This window comes from Salipaludibacillus sp. CUR1 (assembly GCF_021028955.1).
In the GTDB taxonomy this organism is placed as follows: Bacteria; Bacillota; Bacilli; order Bacillales; family Salisediminibacteriaceae; genus Salipaludibacillus.
On record NZ_JAIWPE010000053.1, the window covers coordinates 32486 to 48780 of the forward strand.

Annotated in this window: 15 protein-coding genes; 10 read left to right on the forward strand and 5 right to left on the reverse strand. The window is 42.1% G+C overall.

The window, feature by feature from the left end:
• Nucleotides 1-193 precede the first annotated feature (193 nt).
• From K8O68_RS10550 to K8O68_RS10560, 3 genes are all read left to right on the forward strand, one after another.
• Nucleotides 194-1129: an aldo/keto reductase gene (locus tag K8O68_RS10550; RefSeq protein ID WP_230896849.1), complete on the forward strand. Its 936-nt coding sequence runs from the start codon at nucleotides 194-196 to the stop codon at nucleotides 1127-1129.
• 341 nt (nucleotides 1130-1470) lie between these two features.
• On the forward strand, nucleotides 1471-2796 hold the full coding sequence (locus K8O68_RS10555) for a short-chain fatty acid transporter (protein WP_230896850.1): 1326 nt from the start codon (nucleotides 1471-1473) through the stop codon (nucleotides 2794-2796).
• 574 nt (nucleotides 2797-3370) lie between these two features.
• The gene (locus tag K8O68_RS10560) at nucleotides 3371-4297 is read left to right on the forward strand and encodes a prenyltransferase (RefSeq protein ID WP_230896851.1); all 927 of its coding nucleotides are present in this window, start codon (nucleotides 3371-3373) and stop codon (nucleotides 4295-4297) included.
• Between the two features lie 194 nt (nucleotides 4298-4491).
• On the opposite strand, the gene K8O68_RS10565 is transcribed toward K8O68_RS10560, so the two are convergent.
• Entirely contained in the window at nucleotides 4492-4926 is a 435-nt protein-coding gene (locus K8O68_RS10565; RefSeq protein WP_230896852.1) for a YndM family protein, read from the reverse strand.
• Nucleotides 4927-5259: 333 nt separating this feature from the next.
• On the opposite strand from K8O68_RS10565, the gene K8O68_RS10570 reads away from it, so the two are divergent.
• Both K8O68_RS10570 and K8O68_RS10575 read left to right on the forward strand, forming a co-directional pair.
• A complete protein-coding gene (locus tag K8O68_RS10570; protein WP_230896853.1) occupies nucleotides 5260-5763 on the forward strand; it encodes a hypothetical protein in 504 nt (167 codons plus the stop codon).
• 290 nt (nucleotides 5764-6053) lie between these two features.
• Nucleotides 6054-6389 (forward strand): hypothetical protein, encoded by a 336-nt coding sequence (locus K8O68_RS10575; protein ID WP_230896854.1) that lies wholly within the window; start codon nucleotides 6054-6056, stop codon nucleotides 6387-6389.
• A 193-nt stretch (nucleotides 6390-6582) separates the two neighbouring features.
• Here K8O68_RS10575 and K8O68_RS10580 read toward each other — a convergent pair whose 3' ends face one another.
• Nucleotides 6583-6933: a DUF2200 domain-containing protein gene (locus K8O68_RS10580; RefSeq protein ID WP_230896855.1), complete on the reverse strand. Its 351-nt coding sequence runs from the start codon at nucleotides 6931-6933 to the stop codon at nucleotides 6583-6585.
• A 321-nt stretch (nucleotides 6934-7254) separates the two neighbouring features.
• Between K8O68_RS10580 and K8O68_RS10585 the strand changes: the two genes are divergently transcribed.
• The 5 genes from K8O68_RS10585 to K8O68_RS10605 all read left to right on the forward strand — a co-directional run bounded on the left by K8O68_RS10585 (nucleotide 7255) and on the right by K8O68_RS10605 (nucleotide 13709).
• Nucleotides 7255-7719, forward strand: a complete 465-nt coding sequence (locus K8O68_RS10585) for a DUF3052 domain-containing protein (protein WP_230896856.1) — start codon at nucleotides 7255-7257, stop codon at nucleotides 7717-7719.
• A gap of 472 nt (nucleotides 7720-8191) precedes the next feature.
• Nucleotides 8192-9589, forward strand: a complete 1398-nt coding sequence (locus tag K8O68_RS10590) for a S41 family peptidase (protein WP_230896857.1) — start codon at nucleotides 8192-8194, stop codon at nucleotides 9587-9589.
• 125 nt (nucleotides 9590-9714) lie between these two features.
• Nucleotides 9715-10344 carry a pyridoxamine 5'-phosphate oxidase family protein gene (locus K8O68_RS10595; RefSeq protein WP_230896858.1) on the forward strand — a complete coding sequence of 210 codons (630 nt, stop codon included), beginning with the start codon at nucleotides 9715-9717 and terminating at the stop codon, nucleotides 10342-10344.
• Nucleotides 10345-10973: 629 nt separating this feature from the next.
• Nucleotides 10974-12128, forward strand: a complete 1155-nt coding sequence (locus K8O68_RS10600) for an MFS transporter (protein WP_230896859.1) — start codon at nucleotides 10974-10976, stop codon at nucleotides 12126-12128.
• A gap of 153 nt (nucleotides 12129-12281) precedes the next feature.
• Nucleotides 12282-13709 carry an aldehyde dehydrogenase family protein gene (locus tag K8O68_RS10605; RefSeq protein ID WP_230896860.1) on the forward strand — a complete coding sequence of 476 codons (1428 nt, stop codon included), beginning with the start codon at nucleotides 12282-12284 and terminating at the stop codon, nucleotides 13707-13709.
• Nucleotides 13710-13890: 181 nt separating this feature from the next.
• On the opposite strand, the gene K8O68_RS10610 is transcribed toward K8O68_RS10605, so the two are convergent.
• The 3 genes from K8O68_RS10610 to K8O68_RS10620 all read right to left on the reverse strand — a co-directional run bounded on the left by K8O68_RS10610 (nucleotide 13891) and on the right by K8O68_RS10620 (nucleotide 16272).
• Complete coding sequence (locus K8O68_RS10610; protein WP_230896861.1) at nucleotides 13891-14058, reverse strand: hypothetical protein; 168 nt, start codon at nucleotides 14056-14058, stop codon at nucleotides 13891-13893.
• A gap of 199 nt (nucleotides 14059-14257) precedes the next feature.
• Complete coding sequence (locus K8O68_RS10615; RefSeq protein WP_230896978.1) at nucleotides 14258-15268, reverse strand: FecCD family ABC transporter permease; 1011 nt, start codon at nucleotides 15266-15268, stop codon at nucleotides 14258-14260.
• Nucleotides 15268-16272 carry a FecCD family ABC transporter permease gene (locus K8O68_RS10620; protein WP_230896862.1) on the reverse strand — a complete coding sequence of 335 codons (1005 nt, stop codon included), beginning with the start codon at nucleotides 16270-16272 and terminating at the stop codon, nucleotides 15268-15270. Before K8O68_RS10620 ends, K8O68_RS10615 begins: the two co-directional genes overlap by 1 nt.
• Between the last annotated feature and the right edge of the window lie 23 nt (nucleotides 16273-16295).

Genomic DNA, 16295 nt, shown 5'->3' on the forward strand with positions numbered 1-16295 from the left:
AGATTATCATGCGGTATATGCGTGAGAGGGCACAGGAACAGAGGATGAACCTGTGCTTATTTAAATTAATAAAATGATAGTTTTATGATAAAATAAAGATTAAAGCGTTCCCATAGAAACCAGTCCTTTAACTATTGCCTTTTACGAAACCGCTTTCGTAAAAATATATTAAATCAACTGAGGAGGAAGAAACATGGAAAAACGGCAGTTTGGAAACACAGGGAAGTTCGTATCAGAAATTGGATTAGGGGCATGGCAGCTCGGCAATAAAAATAATGGGGGTGAGATGACTGAAAGTGAAGGGATCGAGATCGTCAATAAAGCGATCGAATTAGGATGCAATTTCTTTGATACTGCTCCGAATTATGCGTTAGGAAAGAGTGAACGTATTCTTGGAAAAGCGCTAAAAGATAAGAGAGATCAGGTAATTATAAGCAGTAAATTTGGCCATCATGCCAATGGAGAGATTGGCTTTGATTCCAACAAACTCGAACAATCTGTTGACGAAAGCCTTAAGCGTCTCCAAACTGATTATCTTGATTGCCTCCTGTTGCATAATCCGCCATTTGAATACTTGAATGGGGAGAGTGACCATTTCGAGGAACTGGAGAAATTAAAGCGCCAAGGGAAAATTGGCGCCTACGGTGCGTCTGTTGATTCGAGTGATGAAATGTTTGAGGTAATAAACAAAACGGACAGTCAAGTGATTGAAGTCATGTTCAATATTTTTCATCAGGATCCAGCAAGGGCTTTTCAGGCAGCGCATGAGAAAGGGATTGGGCTAATCATTAAAGTCCCTCTCGATTCCGGCTGGTTATCAGGAAAATATAATGCCCAAAGCACCTTTGATGATATCAGAAGCCGCTGGACGCCTGAGATCATACAAAGACGGACGAACATGCTGGAAGAAACGAAGCAATATATTAATCCTAATCAAAGTCTCGTAAAAAGTGCGCTGCAATTTATTCTAGCTTATGAGGAAGTAGCCACTGTGATCCCGGGAGCTAAGAGCGTTCAGCAATTAGAAGAGAATTTTTCCGCGAGCGAGGGGGCGATGGATAAGGAGACAGTGCAGCAACTACAGAACATGTGGGAAAGTCAATTGAAGGACAGTTCCCTTCCGTGGTAGGTTTGTTAAAAATATAAGTGGAGCTGTGGACGGTTCTCCGGGATTCCAAACAGAGTCCCGGGCAACCGTCTTTTTTAAAAGGACAAAGCTCTTTTCTTTTTGTAGGGTGTGGATTGTAAGTTATAAACTCTAAAACATTTAAGCCTGGCCCAGTGTTTCAAAACATTGGTCCAGACACTTTTTTTAAATATATCTTTCAATTGACTATATAAGAAAAATCGCCTTCTTTATTTTAACGCGCCCTTCATAAACTCCGTAGACAAACGATTAAAATTCCGCCAACTCATAATCCCCCTTCTGCTTGTATATAGTTTGGTAAGACAAGAAAAGGGGGGATTAAAATGTTAGCATCAATCGCCAGCCGTTTTTCGCGGATGGTTGAGAGGTATCTGCCTGATGCCTTTGTCATCGCTGTCATAATGACACTGATCGTCTTTTTTGCAGGATGGCTGATGAATATTTCCACGCCTATGGCGCTTATCCAGTCGTGGGGAGAAGGGTTCTGGACGTATTTAGCCTTTACGATGCAGATGGTCATGCTGTTAATGACGGGGATGGTTCTTGCCACCGTTCCGTTTATCAGCAGAGGGCTGGAGAAACTGGCGGGTTTTTCCCATGGTAAGAAAATGCCGTATATCCTTGTTTTTCTCATTACTTCTTTTGCCTACTTTATTAACTGGGGGTTGGCTGTTGTAGTCGGAGCCATATTAGCCCGGGAAGTGGGAAAGCGGAACAAGGAGGCGCATTTTCCGTTACTCGTAGCATCTGCATACGCTCCCACTGTCCTTTACACGGCGGGGCTGTCCAGTTCGATTGGCCTGACAGTCGCAACGGAGGGCCATTTTCTTGAAGATCTGATGGGCGTCATCCCGACGTCACAGACAATTTTCCATCCGTCGACGGTTCTCATTTTAATCGCGCTTGTAATTACGATGCCTGTGTTCATCGTGTTAATGGCACCGAAAGACAAATCAGCCATCATTCCTTACAGGGAAGGAAAGTCTGTTTTTTCGGGCAAAAAAGCTAAAAAAGAAAGCGGCGTTTCAACACCGGCTAAGAAACTTGAAACGACCCCTGTATTGGGAATCGTGAGCGGCGCAATTGGTCTCGTATTTATCTTTTCCCATTTTTTCAACGGGGGAGATTTAGATTTAAATATTATTAATTTGCTGTTTCTATCTGCGGGCCTTTTCTTCCATCAGTCACTTGGCCAGTTTGCCGGTGCTTTTAAAGAAGCAGCCACATCCATCTCACCGATTATTTTGCAGTTTCCTTTTTACGCAGGCATCATCGCTCTTCTAGGAAGCTCAGGCCTTGGCCAGTTAATTATTGACGGGATGGCTTCCGCAGCGTCAGCAGGCACATTTAATGTGTTCTCCTACTGGGCTGCAGGATTTGTAAATATTCTCGCTCCTTCAGGAGGGGGACAGTGGGCGCTTCAAGGGCCTCTTCAAATTCCGGCTGCGATTGAGCTCGGAGTCGATCCTGCTAAAACAGCCATGGCCGTCGGGTGGGGAGATGCCTGGACAAATTTAATCCAGCCATTCTGGGCGTTGCCAATTCTCAGTATCGTCGGGTTAAGCATCCGTCACATTATGGGATATTGCATATTGCTGTCTGTCTGGGTCGGCGTGCTCACGTCTATATTAATTTTCTTATTGTATTAATCAGGAAGCGTTATTCCTAATTTATTTTTGTGGTAAGTGCTATCAAGCACTTACCACATTTCCATATATTTTTCTTTACTATGTGCTTCTTTTAATGGGGATAACTGTAGGAGGGGAAATATATTGAAATTTTTCATGTAGCACAGCTCTGTAAAGGAGTAATTGGTTTTGCGGCATACGTAGAAACAGACATAATTATTATAAAATCCACTTCTATCAGCGATTTTTAAACTCTATCAGCGAAAAACGAGGTCAATCAGCGAAAAACGAGGTTCAATCAGCGAAAATTCGTTTCTATCAGCGATTTCGCCCATTCAATCAGCGAATTTGAATTATTATAATCTGCAAGATCTATTAAAAAAAGAAAAATAATAACTTCACTAATTGTTTTATTTTTAACTTTAATACTATTTAAATGCCCTTCATTAATCCAGCGTTTCTAAGTAAACTATTCAGGGCAATGAACAAGTGAGCCACATTAACTGTGCATGTAAGTGAAGGGGCGCGACGAGTGTCTTTTCAAAAACTCGTCAATAGTCTTACTTACGTGTTTTGAAGAAAGGGTTTGCTGTCGTTGTCTAATAAGGTTATGTCAATTTTTCACAAAGGATGGAAGCTGCTGCGGGCGATGGCTGTGATTTCCTCAAGTGCCGCGACGATCGTGTCTGCTATGCTTCCGTTATTTCTCTATTATCCAGTTTCAACCGGTTATGCAGTGAGTCTGTTCATAATTCTTAATCTCGCGGCGTTTACTATGCACGGGGTGCTCACTCATGCTTTTAATGATTATACCGATTACCGTTCCGGTACAGATCAGTACAGTCCGGCTATGTTGTCTGGCGGAAGTCGTGTGATTCAAGAGGAAATGATCTCTCATCTGACGCTTTTGCTCATAGGGAAATGGCTTTCTATTATTTTGGTCGGGCTGGCAGGGATTTTAGCTGTTTTTGGCCTGTTTGAAATGGCCGTTCTGCTTCTCATCGGCGTCTGGGCAGCGGTTTCCTATTCGCTGCCTCCTTTGCGTTTTAGCTACCGGCCGTTTTTAGGGGAATGGCTCAGCTTATTCCCGTCCATACTCTTTGTCGGATTTGCCGGAGCGTGGATCGCGCTGGATCATATCCCAGTATGGGCGATGCAAAATGCGCTCATTAATGCGCTCTTTTGTTTGGCATGGGTGATGGTGCACCACATCCCGGACCTGGAAGCGGATCACAGGGCTGTGCCGGCAAAACGGACCAGTGTCGTATGGTTCACCTATACATTTGGCCTCTATTACGCGCGGTTCCCCGCTCTCCTGTATCTGATAATGACCGGGCTATGTGCTTTCTGGCTCGGCTTTGACCGGTTATGGGCTGCCGGCGGTGTTGTGGTCTTCGTCTCGATCGCTGTTTTTCTCGTCTTAAAAATGAATGTCACAGACCACGAACAAGTCACCTCTTATGAAAAAATAATGCTCATTCTCGCGATGATCACTGCAGTATGGCTGGGCGTGTTTATTTGATAGGAGAACCCAGTTTATAACTAAACAGTTTCGTTTCAGTGGAGTAAGAGTAAGTTTTCTGTCAGTGGGTGGTCCGCTGATTTTCTTCTTAAGCTGCAATTGAAAAAGAACTTCCCTTCTTCCTAAGAATTGATAAAGGCACAACAAGAAGATGAACTTTGCTTGTTGTGCCTTCGTCTATTCTTATACGTTTTTTACTCATCTTTATTTTTGGCCGGATCTGGATCTTCAGAGAATTCAAAAGCAAAACTTTGGTTGAAGCTGCGTTGTTTTTCCTGAACGGATTGCTTTATATTCTTTACAATATAAGAATGAACAAACACTTCTGACCCTGCAAAAAGTAGAGCCGATATAATGCTTCCCCAACCAATCATTAAATAGCTGTGAAAGAAAATGGCACCAAAAATCCAGACAATTAAATAAACCAGGAAAAAATCTACGACAACGGTGTTCCTTTTCCCGAGACGCGGAAGAATGATCTGATCACCAAGAAAATAAGAAATGATGGTTACTAATAAGCTGAAGGAAACGACTTCCACAAAGGGGGCATTAAACAGCAAACCTAAACTGATTCCAAAGATAACAAGGCTGGCAGCAAACTTAATAAATAAGACATTTACATGCTTCACTTCTGAATACTCCTTTTCTTCTTAGTTTGGTCCTGGCTGAGGCCCCCTATACATTCCTCACCTTGAAAAAGTGTTCAATGTGGGTAAAAGATAAATGCGGCTGGTGTCATGAAGTTAGACACCATGAATGCAAAAATTCATAAAGCACCGAGTGGATACAAAAGCAAATAAGGATGTCAAGAGTAATTAAATGAATTTTGATAGCGGCCGAAAAAACCGTCCCTGGTTGAAACATTCTTATATTTGTAACAATTCATATGATAGCAGGGGAAGTAACTATGGTAGAATCATTTTGCTTGTTATTTCCAAAAAAGAGACAGAGGAGAGGTGCGAATGGGATTAGATATGTATTTAATTTCAATGCCAAAAATTGAAGGGATGGATTATGAGGACGTCCATTCAGCGAACGTTCATTTAAGAGAATTAGAAGAAAAGCAAAATGAGCTCTTCCGAAAAGTAAAACCACACATTATACACTCCGAAAAATTCGGCATGTCATCGATAAGCCTGATGGAAGTTGTAGGCTATTGGCGAAAGGCAAATCAGATTCACCATTGGTTTGTTGAAAACATTCGTAACGGAAAAGATGACCCTTGTTTTACTGAGCTTGTTACAAAGCAAAACCTGGAAGACCTTTTGAATTTGTGTTTAATCGTTTTATCAAACAAGAAAAATCCACAAGATCTATTACCAACAAGATTTGGAAGTTTCTTTGGCTCCTATGAGTATGATGACTTCTATTTTATAGAGATTGAAGAAACGAAATCATTATTAGAGAACCTTCTGAAAAACTTCGATTTTGAAACCCACTATTTAATGTATCAATGCTCTTGGTGAAACTGCCTCCACATCACCCTCTTTAATTTACTTCTTTAACACAATGGCTCCATGCTTCTTCATATATATGACCTATATGAACTTGGTCACCTTATCTCCCACTATTTTAATGAGAACTTTATTTGCAGAATCTACTTAGAGGAATCTATTAACGTTTATTAAATACTGGCTTGTTTATATATATAACGCCACCCGTCTCGGTAAAATGGATACACTAGCCTTTTAACACAAAGGATAAGAAACGAAACCTCTCGGATCTGATTTTTAGAATAGAAGGGAAGTACGTATGAATGGAAATTAAAAAAGCAATTGACATCATCACTCTTTTATCAGAGGGGATAGACCCGCAGACAGGAGAAATATTAACTGAAGACACCACATTTCAAGATCCACATACGGTCAGAGCCCTATTTTTAGCATTGAAAGCCTTAGAGAAACTAGATGAAAGTGACAAACGGCAGAAAAGGCTGCCTGAAAATGCAGGTAAAGGATGGGATGAACAAGAGGAAGCGTTGCTGGTAAATGCTTTTGATAACGGTAAAACCATTAATGAATTGGCAGAGCTGCACAAAAGAACGAACGGCTCAATAAAAGCCCGATTGATTAAGGTTGGAAAAATTAAATAATCATAATTTATGGTGTGAGGTGGTTTAATATATTTAAAGCGAAAAGGGTGCAATAAGGACGGTTCATTAATTTAAATTAGTCGCTTTGAGGTGAGTGGCTTGGCTTATTCCCGTCCATAGAATGCTAGGGGAGGTGGATCGCGCTGGGCCCCATCGCCTTATGGACAGAATCATTGTTTAGTCGATTGAAATACTATTTCCGCAAAATCTTCTCCATCGCTTTTCCCTTTGCTAACTCATCGATCAGCTTATCTAAATAACGGATTTCCTGCATCGTTTGTTCTTCAATGTCTTCCACTCTGACACCGCAGATCACACCTTTTATCAAAGCCCTCGAAGGATTCAGACGGGGTGCTTCAGCAAAGAAGGTCTCAAAGTCTGTCTGCTTTTCCAGTTGCACTTCTAACTCTTCCTGACTATATCCTGTCAGCCAGCGGATGATTTCATCGACTTCTGTTTTCGTACGTCCTTTTCTCTCAGCTTTGTTAATATAATGGGGATAGACACTTTCGAAACTCATTGTATAGATCCGATGTTTAGTCATAGTAAACCCTCGCTTATATGATTTTTTTAATCATATCATGAAATAGAATTAATTAATAAAAATCATTTTTTACCAATTAAAGGTCTTTCTAAGTGTGGGGGACCGTCAAGTAGCTTGATCACTGCAGTATGGCTGGACTGAGAGGAGAATGAGTAGTTCAGTTCCGTCGTGTAAGTAATATATTAAGTTTCCTTGAATTAGGGACTATTTATGAGCAGTATACATCAGATTCTTCTGCTAAGAGGACAATTAATAAAAAAAATTTCCAGAGTTCTGTTAAAATAAATATAATGCGGGAGTGAGATAAGGGAGGGATAACTAATGCCAGTGCAACATCCTATAATTAAGAAGCTGCAGTTAAAAGATGAGAGTCAGTCAATATTGATACTAAATGCGCCTGATGAATACAGAGAAGTGATAGAAGCTGTTGAAGCCGAAGTACATAAAGAAACAAGATTAGACTCGTATCCATTTGTACAAGTCTTCGGAGCATCTAATAAAGAAATCCAAACCTGCGCAAAGCAAGGCTTAGCATGTTTTGAAGATGATGGATTATTATGGCTATGTTATCCTAAAAAATCCTCGAAGAAGTATAAAGGATCAGATTGCAGCCGTGAGACAGTGGCTGCCTTATTATCTGAGGAGGGCTATGAGCCAGTTCGCCAAGTGGCTATCGATGACGATTGGTCAGCCTTACGTTTTAGACCAGTGGATAAAATTAAGAAAATGACAAGAAAAATTGCCGTCACTGAAAAAGGGAAACAGCGGACTGAAAGTAAAGAGTAATGGGAAGTTTGGCATCTTTTTACCGGATGCGTTAATTCGACTGCGAAAGAGGATTAATCATTAGTTATCTGTAATATAAGCAGGAGGGAGAATAGTATTAAAATCTTTAAGATTGGGGAAAAAATTTCAGCTTCAATTGTGGTCATCTTATATCTTCTGTCTTTTAATTCAGAAGTGAATATGTTGCCGTATATGTCCTTTTTTCTGGGGAGCATGTTACTCTTTATAGGATTAATTAAACTCCAGGAAAATCGTCGAATTATAGGAAAGCTTATTATGTTAGCGGCGGTCATTCCATTTCACTCTTCTCTAACCTTTTAACCACTCTAAACAACTTACATAGTGACGGATAGTTGAAGATCCAGAAAGCTGCATTTGCAGCTTTTTTTATTGTCTGTTAATTGGAAAAATTATGTTAAGGTAAAGTAGGATTTTCCTAAAGTAAACATCTATTGAGGCAGGGTGAAAAAACATGAAAATAAAATTTATCATAATTGGATTGTTATCCTTTCTTTTAATAATATCCATATTTAATGTTTTTAGCAGTTCGAAGTCTGAAATCTTATATGACTTAAATAATAGTATGGATAAAGAGGATTTTCAGACCTCAGATACTCTGTCCACTGATTTAATGACAACAGAGTTTAATTATGTGGTAGAAAAAATACTGGACGTACACCCAGACCCCAAAAGGTATTTAAATCAAAATGGTTGGGATGAGTTAATTGTGGCCACCGAAAGGCAATTAGCAAAGCCATTACAAATAACTGAGTATTTTTACGTTATACAAAGTTTTGTGAGTGAAATAAGAGATTCACATACTTTCGTATACCCATCTACAATCAAAAGTAGAGTGTTACCACTAGAATTACAGTGGGTAGGCGATGAACTGGTTGTAACAGATAGTTCCGTGGAGAACATCAGTCATGGCGATGAATTAACTCATATCGAAGGTAAAGAAATAAATGAAATCATGGACTCACTGACAACTATTATTTCGTCGGAAAATGACTATTGGATTAAACACCTTTCCAGACAATTCATAACACAGGAAAAGTTTCTAAAAGAAATTTTAACTGTGGAGGGCAATTCATTAGCGGTAACTGTTTCAGATACAGAGAAAACCTCGAAGAATATAAATGTTCACTGGGTGACCCCCGAAGAAGCTAATCAAAGCAGTGCAGACGAAGAAACATGGTATGGCTATGAGCTTGATCAGGAGAACAACATAGGTTATTACTTTTTAAATGAAAGTAACGTTACGGCTGAATACGAACAGAATGTGAGAGAATTTTTTAAAGAAGTCGAAGAGCAGCAGTTGGAGAATATTATCATTGATTTAAGAAAGAATGGCGGCGGGGACTCTGGTGTTAGTGATGTATTTATTCGCCATCTTCCAGAAAATACATATAAAAACTTTGGAACGGTAACGCGATTTTCTGAGCCTGCAAGCGTGCAGAGAGGATATGAACAAGTTGACGGTTATGAGGAGCACCCTCCATCCGTTGTTCAAAACCGCGTTCTAAAGCCAACTTTTAATGGAGATGTCTATATTTTAACAGGACATGGAACGTACAGTTCAGCTAATATGTTTGCTGTGTTATTTCATGACTCTGATTTAGGGACGATTATCGGAGAACCAACAGGAAATGCCCCTGGCAGTTTCGGGGACATTTTGCATTTTCCCCTTCCTTACACGGGGTTTGATTTATTAATTTCACATAAAGAATTTTTAAGACCTCATTCATCTATGGATAATTACACCTCACTTTACCCTGATATCTTAGTTGAAATTAAGAAAGAGGATATTATAAAACAAGAAGATGGTCAATTACAAAGAGTGAAAAATATTATAAAAGATTTAAATTAACTCATTTATAATTAAACTGCATTGCCGTGGGAAGCTGTTGCTGCTCCTCTTTTTCGTAATGGGGAGGTCAATGGGAGCAGAAGTGATATTATATGAGGTAATAAATAACTTTTAGAGGGGGCATTATGAGAGAATTTAAAAACAAAATTGAAACAGAGGAACAATTACGCCAGCTTATTGGGGTTCCAAGTGAGTTAGTAAATAAAAAAGTCATTTCATACCTTGACCACAATTGTATAGAATTTATTTCTAACTCTCCTTTTTTGGTTGTGTCAACTGCTGATAAATTTGGATTTTGTGATGTCTCTCCAAGAGGTGATCACGCAGGATTTGTCCAAGTGATAAATGAAAAACATTTAATAATCCCTGAAAGACCAGGAAATAGAAGGATAGATTCAATGCGAAATATATTATCAAATCCAAAAATAGGTCTTCTCTTTTTTATACCAGGATTGGGTGAGACATTAAGAGTAAACGGGAAAGCAGCATTAGTCACTGATGATGATTTACTTATTAAGATGGCGGTTAAAGGGAAAAAGCCATTTTTAGGTATTGGGGTAGAGGTTGAAGAGTGCTTTATTCATTGTGCAAAAGCTTTTATACGGTCAGGACTTTGGGAACCTGACTCTTGGACTGAGAAACCATTACTGCCTTCTGCTTCCAAGATGTTATTTGAGCATGCTAAACTTCCTGGTACCAGTGTCGACTCTATTCAGAAAAAGCTCGAAGAAAGTTATTCTAATAGACTTTATTAAATTTATGGACAGCATTAGTGAAAAAGTAATTTCCATTCAAACCTATTGAAACATTTGAGGTGAAATTAATGGACCTAATAGTGGTTGCGGCTATTCATATACTAATTGGACTATCCCTAATTTATTTTTATGGGAAATTACCTAAAGCACTCACAATATTTGCATTTGTTTTCTTATTCATGAGCTTCTTTTATTGGGTGGCTGTAATATGGGGCATATATTTTGACTGTTCACTAACGGAAGCTTTAAAGGAGTAAATTGGTTTGGATCCTACGTTATAATTAGTTATTTTTATTATAAAGTCACTTCAATTAGCGGATATTTTTACTCTATCAGCGGAAAACGGATTCTATCAGCGGAAATCAAATTCAATCAGCGAAAAACGAGGTTCTATCGGCGAAAATTCATTTCTATCAGCGATTTCACCCATTCAATCAGCGAATTTGAATAATTATAATCTAAGGAATTTTTCCTTTACCTAAAGATTAAATTACAAAAATCCTTTTTTAATCCCTTGAAAATAAAAGTATGGTAAAACTGTAATGATAAGCTTGGATATACATATTAATTATTACGATGGCGAGGACCCAAGTGAATGTGCTAAGTAATTAAGTAAAGGGATGTAAAAATTGACTATAGTTATCGTTTTATTGACAGCGCTGACTTATCAGCTGGTTCTCACCATTACACGACCAATGCTTCCGCTGTATGCTACTGAGTTAGGGGCTTCAGAATTAACCGTTGGATTACTGATATCCGCTTTTGCTTTTTTTCCTATGATACTGGCAATTTATATTGGAAAGATGGTAGACAAAGTTAGAAGTAACCTTCCAGTTGTGTTTGGGATAATAGGTTTGACTATTGGAATAGCTGTTCCGGCTTTTATTCCTACCATATGGGCTTTATTTATCTCCCAAACACTCGTAGGGGTTTCCCAAATATTTATAAACGTCGGCTTACAGCATATCGTGGGGTCTCATTCTACGCCAGCTACACGAGATAAACATTTTAGTTATTTAAGTACAGGAATCTCATTAGGCTGGTTTATAGGTCCTGTGACTGGAGGCTATTTAGGTGAATTCTATCAATTTCAGGTTATATACACTTATACATTATTCTTTGGTGTCCTGGCCTTGATTATTGGGATGTTTTTGCCTAAAGGATTCAGCCAAAATAAACGGAAACCAAAAACTGATAATAAAAAAGAAGGCACGTTAAATTTATTAACTGAGAAGAAAGTTAGGCGAGCCTTGATCACAAGTGCTCTGGTGTTATATTCAAGAGATATTTTTATAGCTTATTTTCCTATACTTGCCTCAGGCCAAGGGTATTCCACTTCGGAGATAGGATGGATTATATCAATAAAAGGATTAGCCCTGGTATTAGTCAGGTTTTCGCTGCCATTTTTGTTAGATAAATTAGGACGGGACAGGATAATTTTTTTCTCATTATTTATGGGAGGAGCATCTTTCGCGTTATACCCGATGCTTGGTCACTTCTATTTGTTTATTTTACTAGCAGTGATGATTGGAGCTGGCTTAGGCTGTGGTCAGCCCTTGTCTATGAGTATTGCTTATAATGCCGCTCCGGAAGCAAGAAAAGCAGAGGTTCTAGGATTGCGTCTTTCTGTTAATCGGGCTTCTCAGGTGTTTGCCCCCGTATTATTTGGATTAGTAGAAACCATCGGGGGAATTTATTCAGTATTTTATTTAAGTGGTGTATTTTTAGTAAGTGGCGCCTTTTACTCAAGAAAAACGAAGGGTCAGGATAAGGTAGTAAAATAAGTTTAGTCAAACAGTCAATAAAATGATATACGACAGACATCCGCTATATACCAAATGGTTTCACCCTGAGGTTCGCTGGGAAAAGGAGTGCTGTACACACATTTTTTGGAAAAATAAGAGAATGACAGCATAAATGAAAAGGAGAGATTTCCTGTGCGAAACGAGACGAAGCATTACATTAATGGTGAATGGGTGGAGTCGACCGGCTCTGAGACGATTGACGTTATTAATCCGGCAACCGAAGAAGTGATGGGGAAGATCAGTTCAGGGACAGAGGAAGATTTGGATAAAGCGGTTAAGGCTGCACGTGCCGCGTTCCCTTCTTTCTCCCGTTCGACGAAAGAGGAACGGATCCAATGGCTCAAAAATATCGCGGAAGGTTATGAGAAAAGGAAGGAAGAGTTAATAAGCGTTATGACAGATGAACTCGGTGCGCCGCTTACCGTGTCGGAGGAAGTTCATTATCCGATGGGGCTGGGGCACTTTCAGCAGGCGGCTGATTCGCTCGCTGACTTTTCGTTTTCAGAAGACAGAGGCGGCCATACGCTTTTAAAAGAATCGATCGGCGTGAGCGGCTTGATTACACCGTGGAATTTCCCGACCAACCAGGCTTCAACGAAAATAGCCAGTGCGATAGCGGCGGGAAGTCCGGTTATCCTGAAACCGGCCTCGAAGACACCTTTTGCGGCGATAATTTTGGCTGAGATCATTGATGAAGCAGGGGTGCCAAAAGGGGCGTTCAACCTTGTGAACGGCTCCGGATCCGTTATCGGTAACGGCATAAGTTCCCATCCTGGTATTGATTTCGTTTCCTTTACTGGTTCAGGAACTGTCGGTGAAAAAATAATGAAAAACGCCGCGGAAACGATTAAGAAAGTGGCACTGGAACTGGGCGGGAAATCGCCTATCATTGTCCTGGATGATGCAGACGTTGAAGAGGCAGCCAAAACAGCGCTATCCAATATTATGAATAACACGGGACAGGTGTGCTCTGCAGGAACGAGGGTGTTTATTCCTCAGTCAATGAAGCAGTCATTTGAGGAAAGTCTTCTTGACCAGCTTTCAAACTTTCCTGTTGGCGATCCCCGTAAAGAAGGCATTGCTATGGGGCCGCTTGTCTCAGAGGACCAGTGGGAGACCGTTCAGTCTTATATTAAAAAAGGTGAAAAAGAAGCCACACTTCTCACCGGAGGAACAGGGAAGCCGGAAGGACTGGATACAGGGTATTACGCGAAGCCGACTATTTTTACTGATGTGTCTAACGATTCGGTGATTGCCCAGGAGGAAATCTTCGGTCCGGTTACGACCGTTATCACGTACGATGAGGTGGATGAAGCCATTGAAATGGCAAACGCTACCGTTTATGGACTGGCAGGATATATAGTCGGAAAAGATCCGGAAACAATCAAGTATGTGGCATCGAATATCCGGGCCGGCCGCATTAAAGTCAATGGCGAAAAGACTGATTTCAACGGACCGTTTGGCGGTTTCAAGCAATCCGGCATCGGCCGGGAATGGGGTGACTTCGGGATCGAGGAATACCTCGAAATCAAATCTGTCCACGGCATGCCGTCGTCATAAAAAGCGTACCAGCCTCAACTGACAGGTTAGTTTTGGGGTACAGAAAGAGCCCGGGGAACAAATCCTCGGGCTTTTAATGGTTTTTACCTGTTATGACTGCTATAACTGATATAATCGCCACCCTGCCACTAAAATGGACATAAACCTGAACCAGCAGGTTATTGAACTCTTGCTTATTATCTCATCCCTGGAATTTTCTTTTTTCAACAAATAACAAAATAAGTGTGGCCAATGGGCCCAGTAAAAGCGACAGTATAAACCAGTTTAGTCCTGTTCGATTCTTTCCTTGTGCAAGGCCGGCATTAATCAGTGCAAGGGTGCCCCAGCCCACAAAAAATTGGTTTTCCATCTTCTGTCCTCCCCGCAATTCAGTAATTTCCGATGGTTGTGTTACCTCAATAGAATATGTACAACGCTGTTATCCACTTTACCATATTATTCAGAAAGTCTCCTGATGATGTTCTCAGGAGCTCACAAAAAAACGCATGTGATTTTCTGCGGGAAAACCAATGCGTTTTATATGAATGAGATAGCAACCTGCCACCTGCTTATTTTTTCACGAGCAGATAAACAAAGTACGGTGCACCGATCAGGGCGACGACAATTCCCGCAGGAATCCCGTCCGGGTCTGCCAGGTTGCGCCCGAGGGTATCTGCTGCAAGAAGGAGCATGCCGCCGATCAGGAGGGCGACAGGAATCATCCGCTGGTGTGCCGATCCCGTGAGTGCCCGGGCGATGTGTGGCGCCATGAGTCCGACGAAGGCGATGCCGCCGGTAACCGACACAGCTGATGCGGCAAGGGCCACGGCTGCCAGAATGAGAATGATCTGCTCTTTTCGCACTGCCACTCCGACACCTGTGGAAACCTGCTCTCCGAGAGCGAGCAGATTCAGGCGGGAGGCTTTAGCAAGCACGAGCGGAATTAGCACAAGGAGCCAGGGGAGGAGTGCCCAAACGAAGGGCCAGTCGGTCCCCCACACGCTCCCGGCGAGCCAGGACGCGATGAAATCAACTTTCTGCCGGTCGGCAGATGAAATAAGCACAATCATTAACCCCGACAGAGCAAGGGAAAAGCCAACACCGGTGAGAATAAAACGGTTCGGATTCAGGACGCCTGTCCTGTTTTCCCTGGCAAAAAACCAGATGGCTGCGGCAGTAAGGAGCGCTCCTGCAAAGGCTGCAGCCGGCAGAGCATAGACGAAAGTACCTGGCTGAACCGGAAAAAACAGAAAAAAGACTGCTACCGCGGCTCCGGCTCCGGAGTTTATGCCGATAATGCCTGGATCCGCCAGGTCATTCCGGGTAATTCCTTGAAGGATAGCACCGGAAAGAGCAAGTGCCATCCCCGCAAGCATCACGACGATCATTCTCGGGAGACGGATGGAAAACAGGACGAACGATTCCTGAAACGTCCCCTGGCCAAACAGGACAGGGAAGACACGGGAAAAAGACAGGGCAGAGTAGCCGGCGCTTAAGCTTATTGCCATTGTAAGAACGGTTAGGGCGATTAGAGTGTTGACTATGGTACGGTTTTTTTTTGCCTGTGCTGGAAGTGTAATCAATAGCCCCGACCTCCTTTTCGTACGACCCAGAGAAAGAAGGGCAGACCGATTATCGCAATAATGGCCGCAACCGGGGTTTCGTAAGGCGCGTGAATCGTCCGGCCCAGCGTATCGGCGAGAAGCATGAATATGGCACCGGCAATGGCGGACAAGGGAATCACAAAGCGGTAATCGGTACCGGCCACGGCCCGGACAATATGGGGAACCATGAGTCCGATAAACGCCAGGTTGCCGGCAAGAGCTACCGATGCACCTGTCAGAAGAATGACGGTCACAAACAGGACCGCTTTCACCTGCTCAGTATGCTGGCCGAGACCTGCGGCCACTTCTTCGTTCAGGCTGAGAATCGTTACCTGTCTGGACAGAAGGAGGGCAATCAGGAGACCGATGCCGATAACTGGGACGACGAGCTGAAGCTGATTCATGTTAGTACCCAAAAGCCCGCCGGCCGTCCACAGGGAAACTTCCTGGGAGATACGGAACATGAGGCCGATTCCTTCTGCCGCTGCCTGGAGAAAGGCCGATACTGCAGCTCCTGCTAGAACAATACGGAACGAAGACATGGGACCCCGGCGAACGCGGCTGATCCCGAACACCAGGGAACCGCCAGCTGCTGCGCCGATAAAGCAGGCGATCATGATTGTAAAGTAGTTAGTCCCTGGAATAAAGGCAATCGTAACGGCGAGCGCCGCGTTCGCACCTGCAGTCAGGCCGAGAAGCCCAGGATCTGCAAGCGGGTTTCTCGTCATACCCTGCATGAGGGCACCAGCTGTAGCCAGTGCTGCACCGACAACAGCTGCTCCAATTTCTCGGGGGAGCCGGATTTCCCGGATAATTAAAAGGGATTCTCCGGTTTCTTGTGTAAAGATAGCACGCATAACATCCCGGAACGGAATTTGCGCAGCTCCTGCCGAGAGGGCAAGAGTGAAGGTGGCCGCCAGAAGAATAAGGGCGGCCGGAAATACGATCGAAAAGGCCTGTTTTTTTGACTCGGTATGCATCGTTATCGCTTCATTTCGTATCA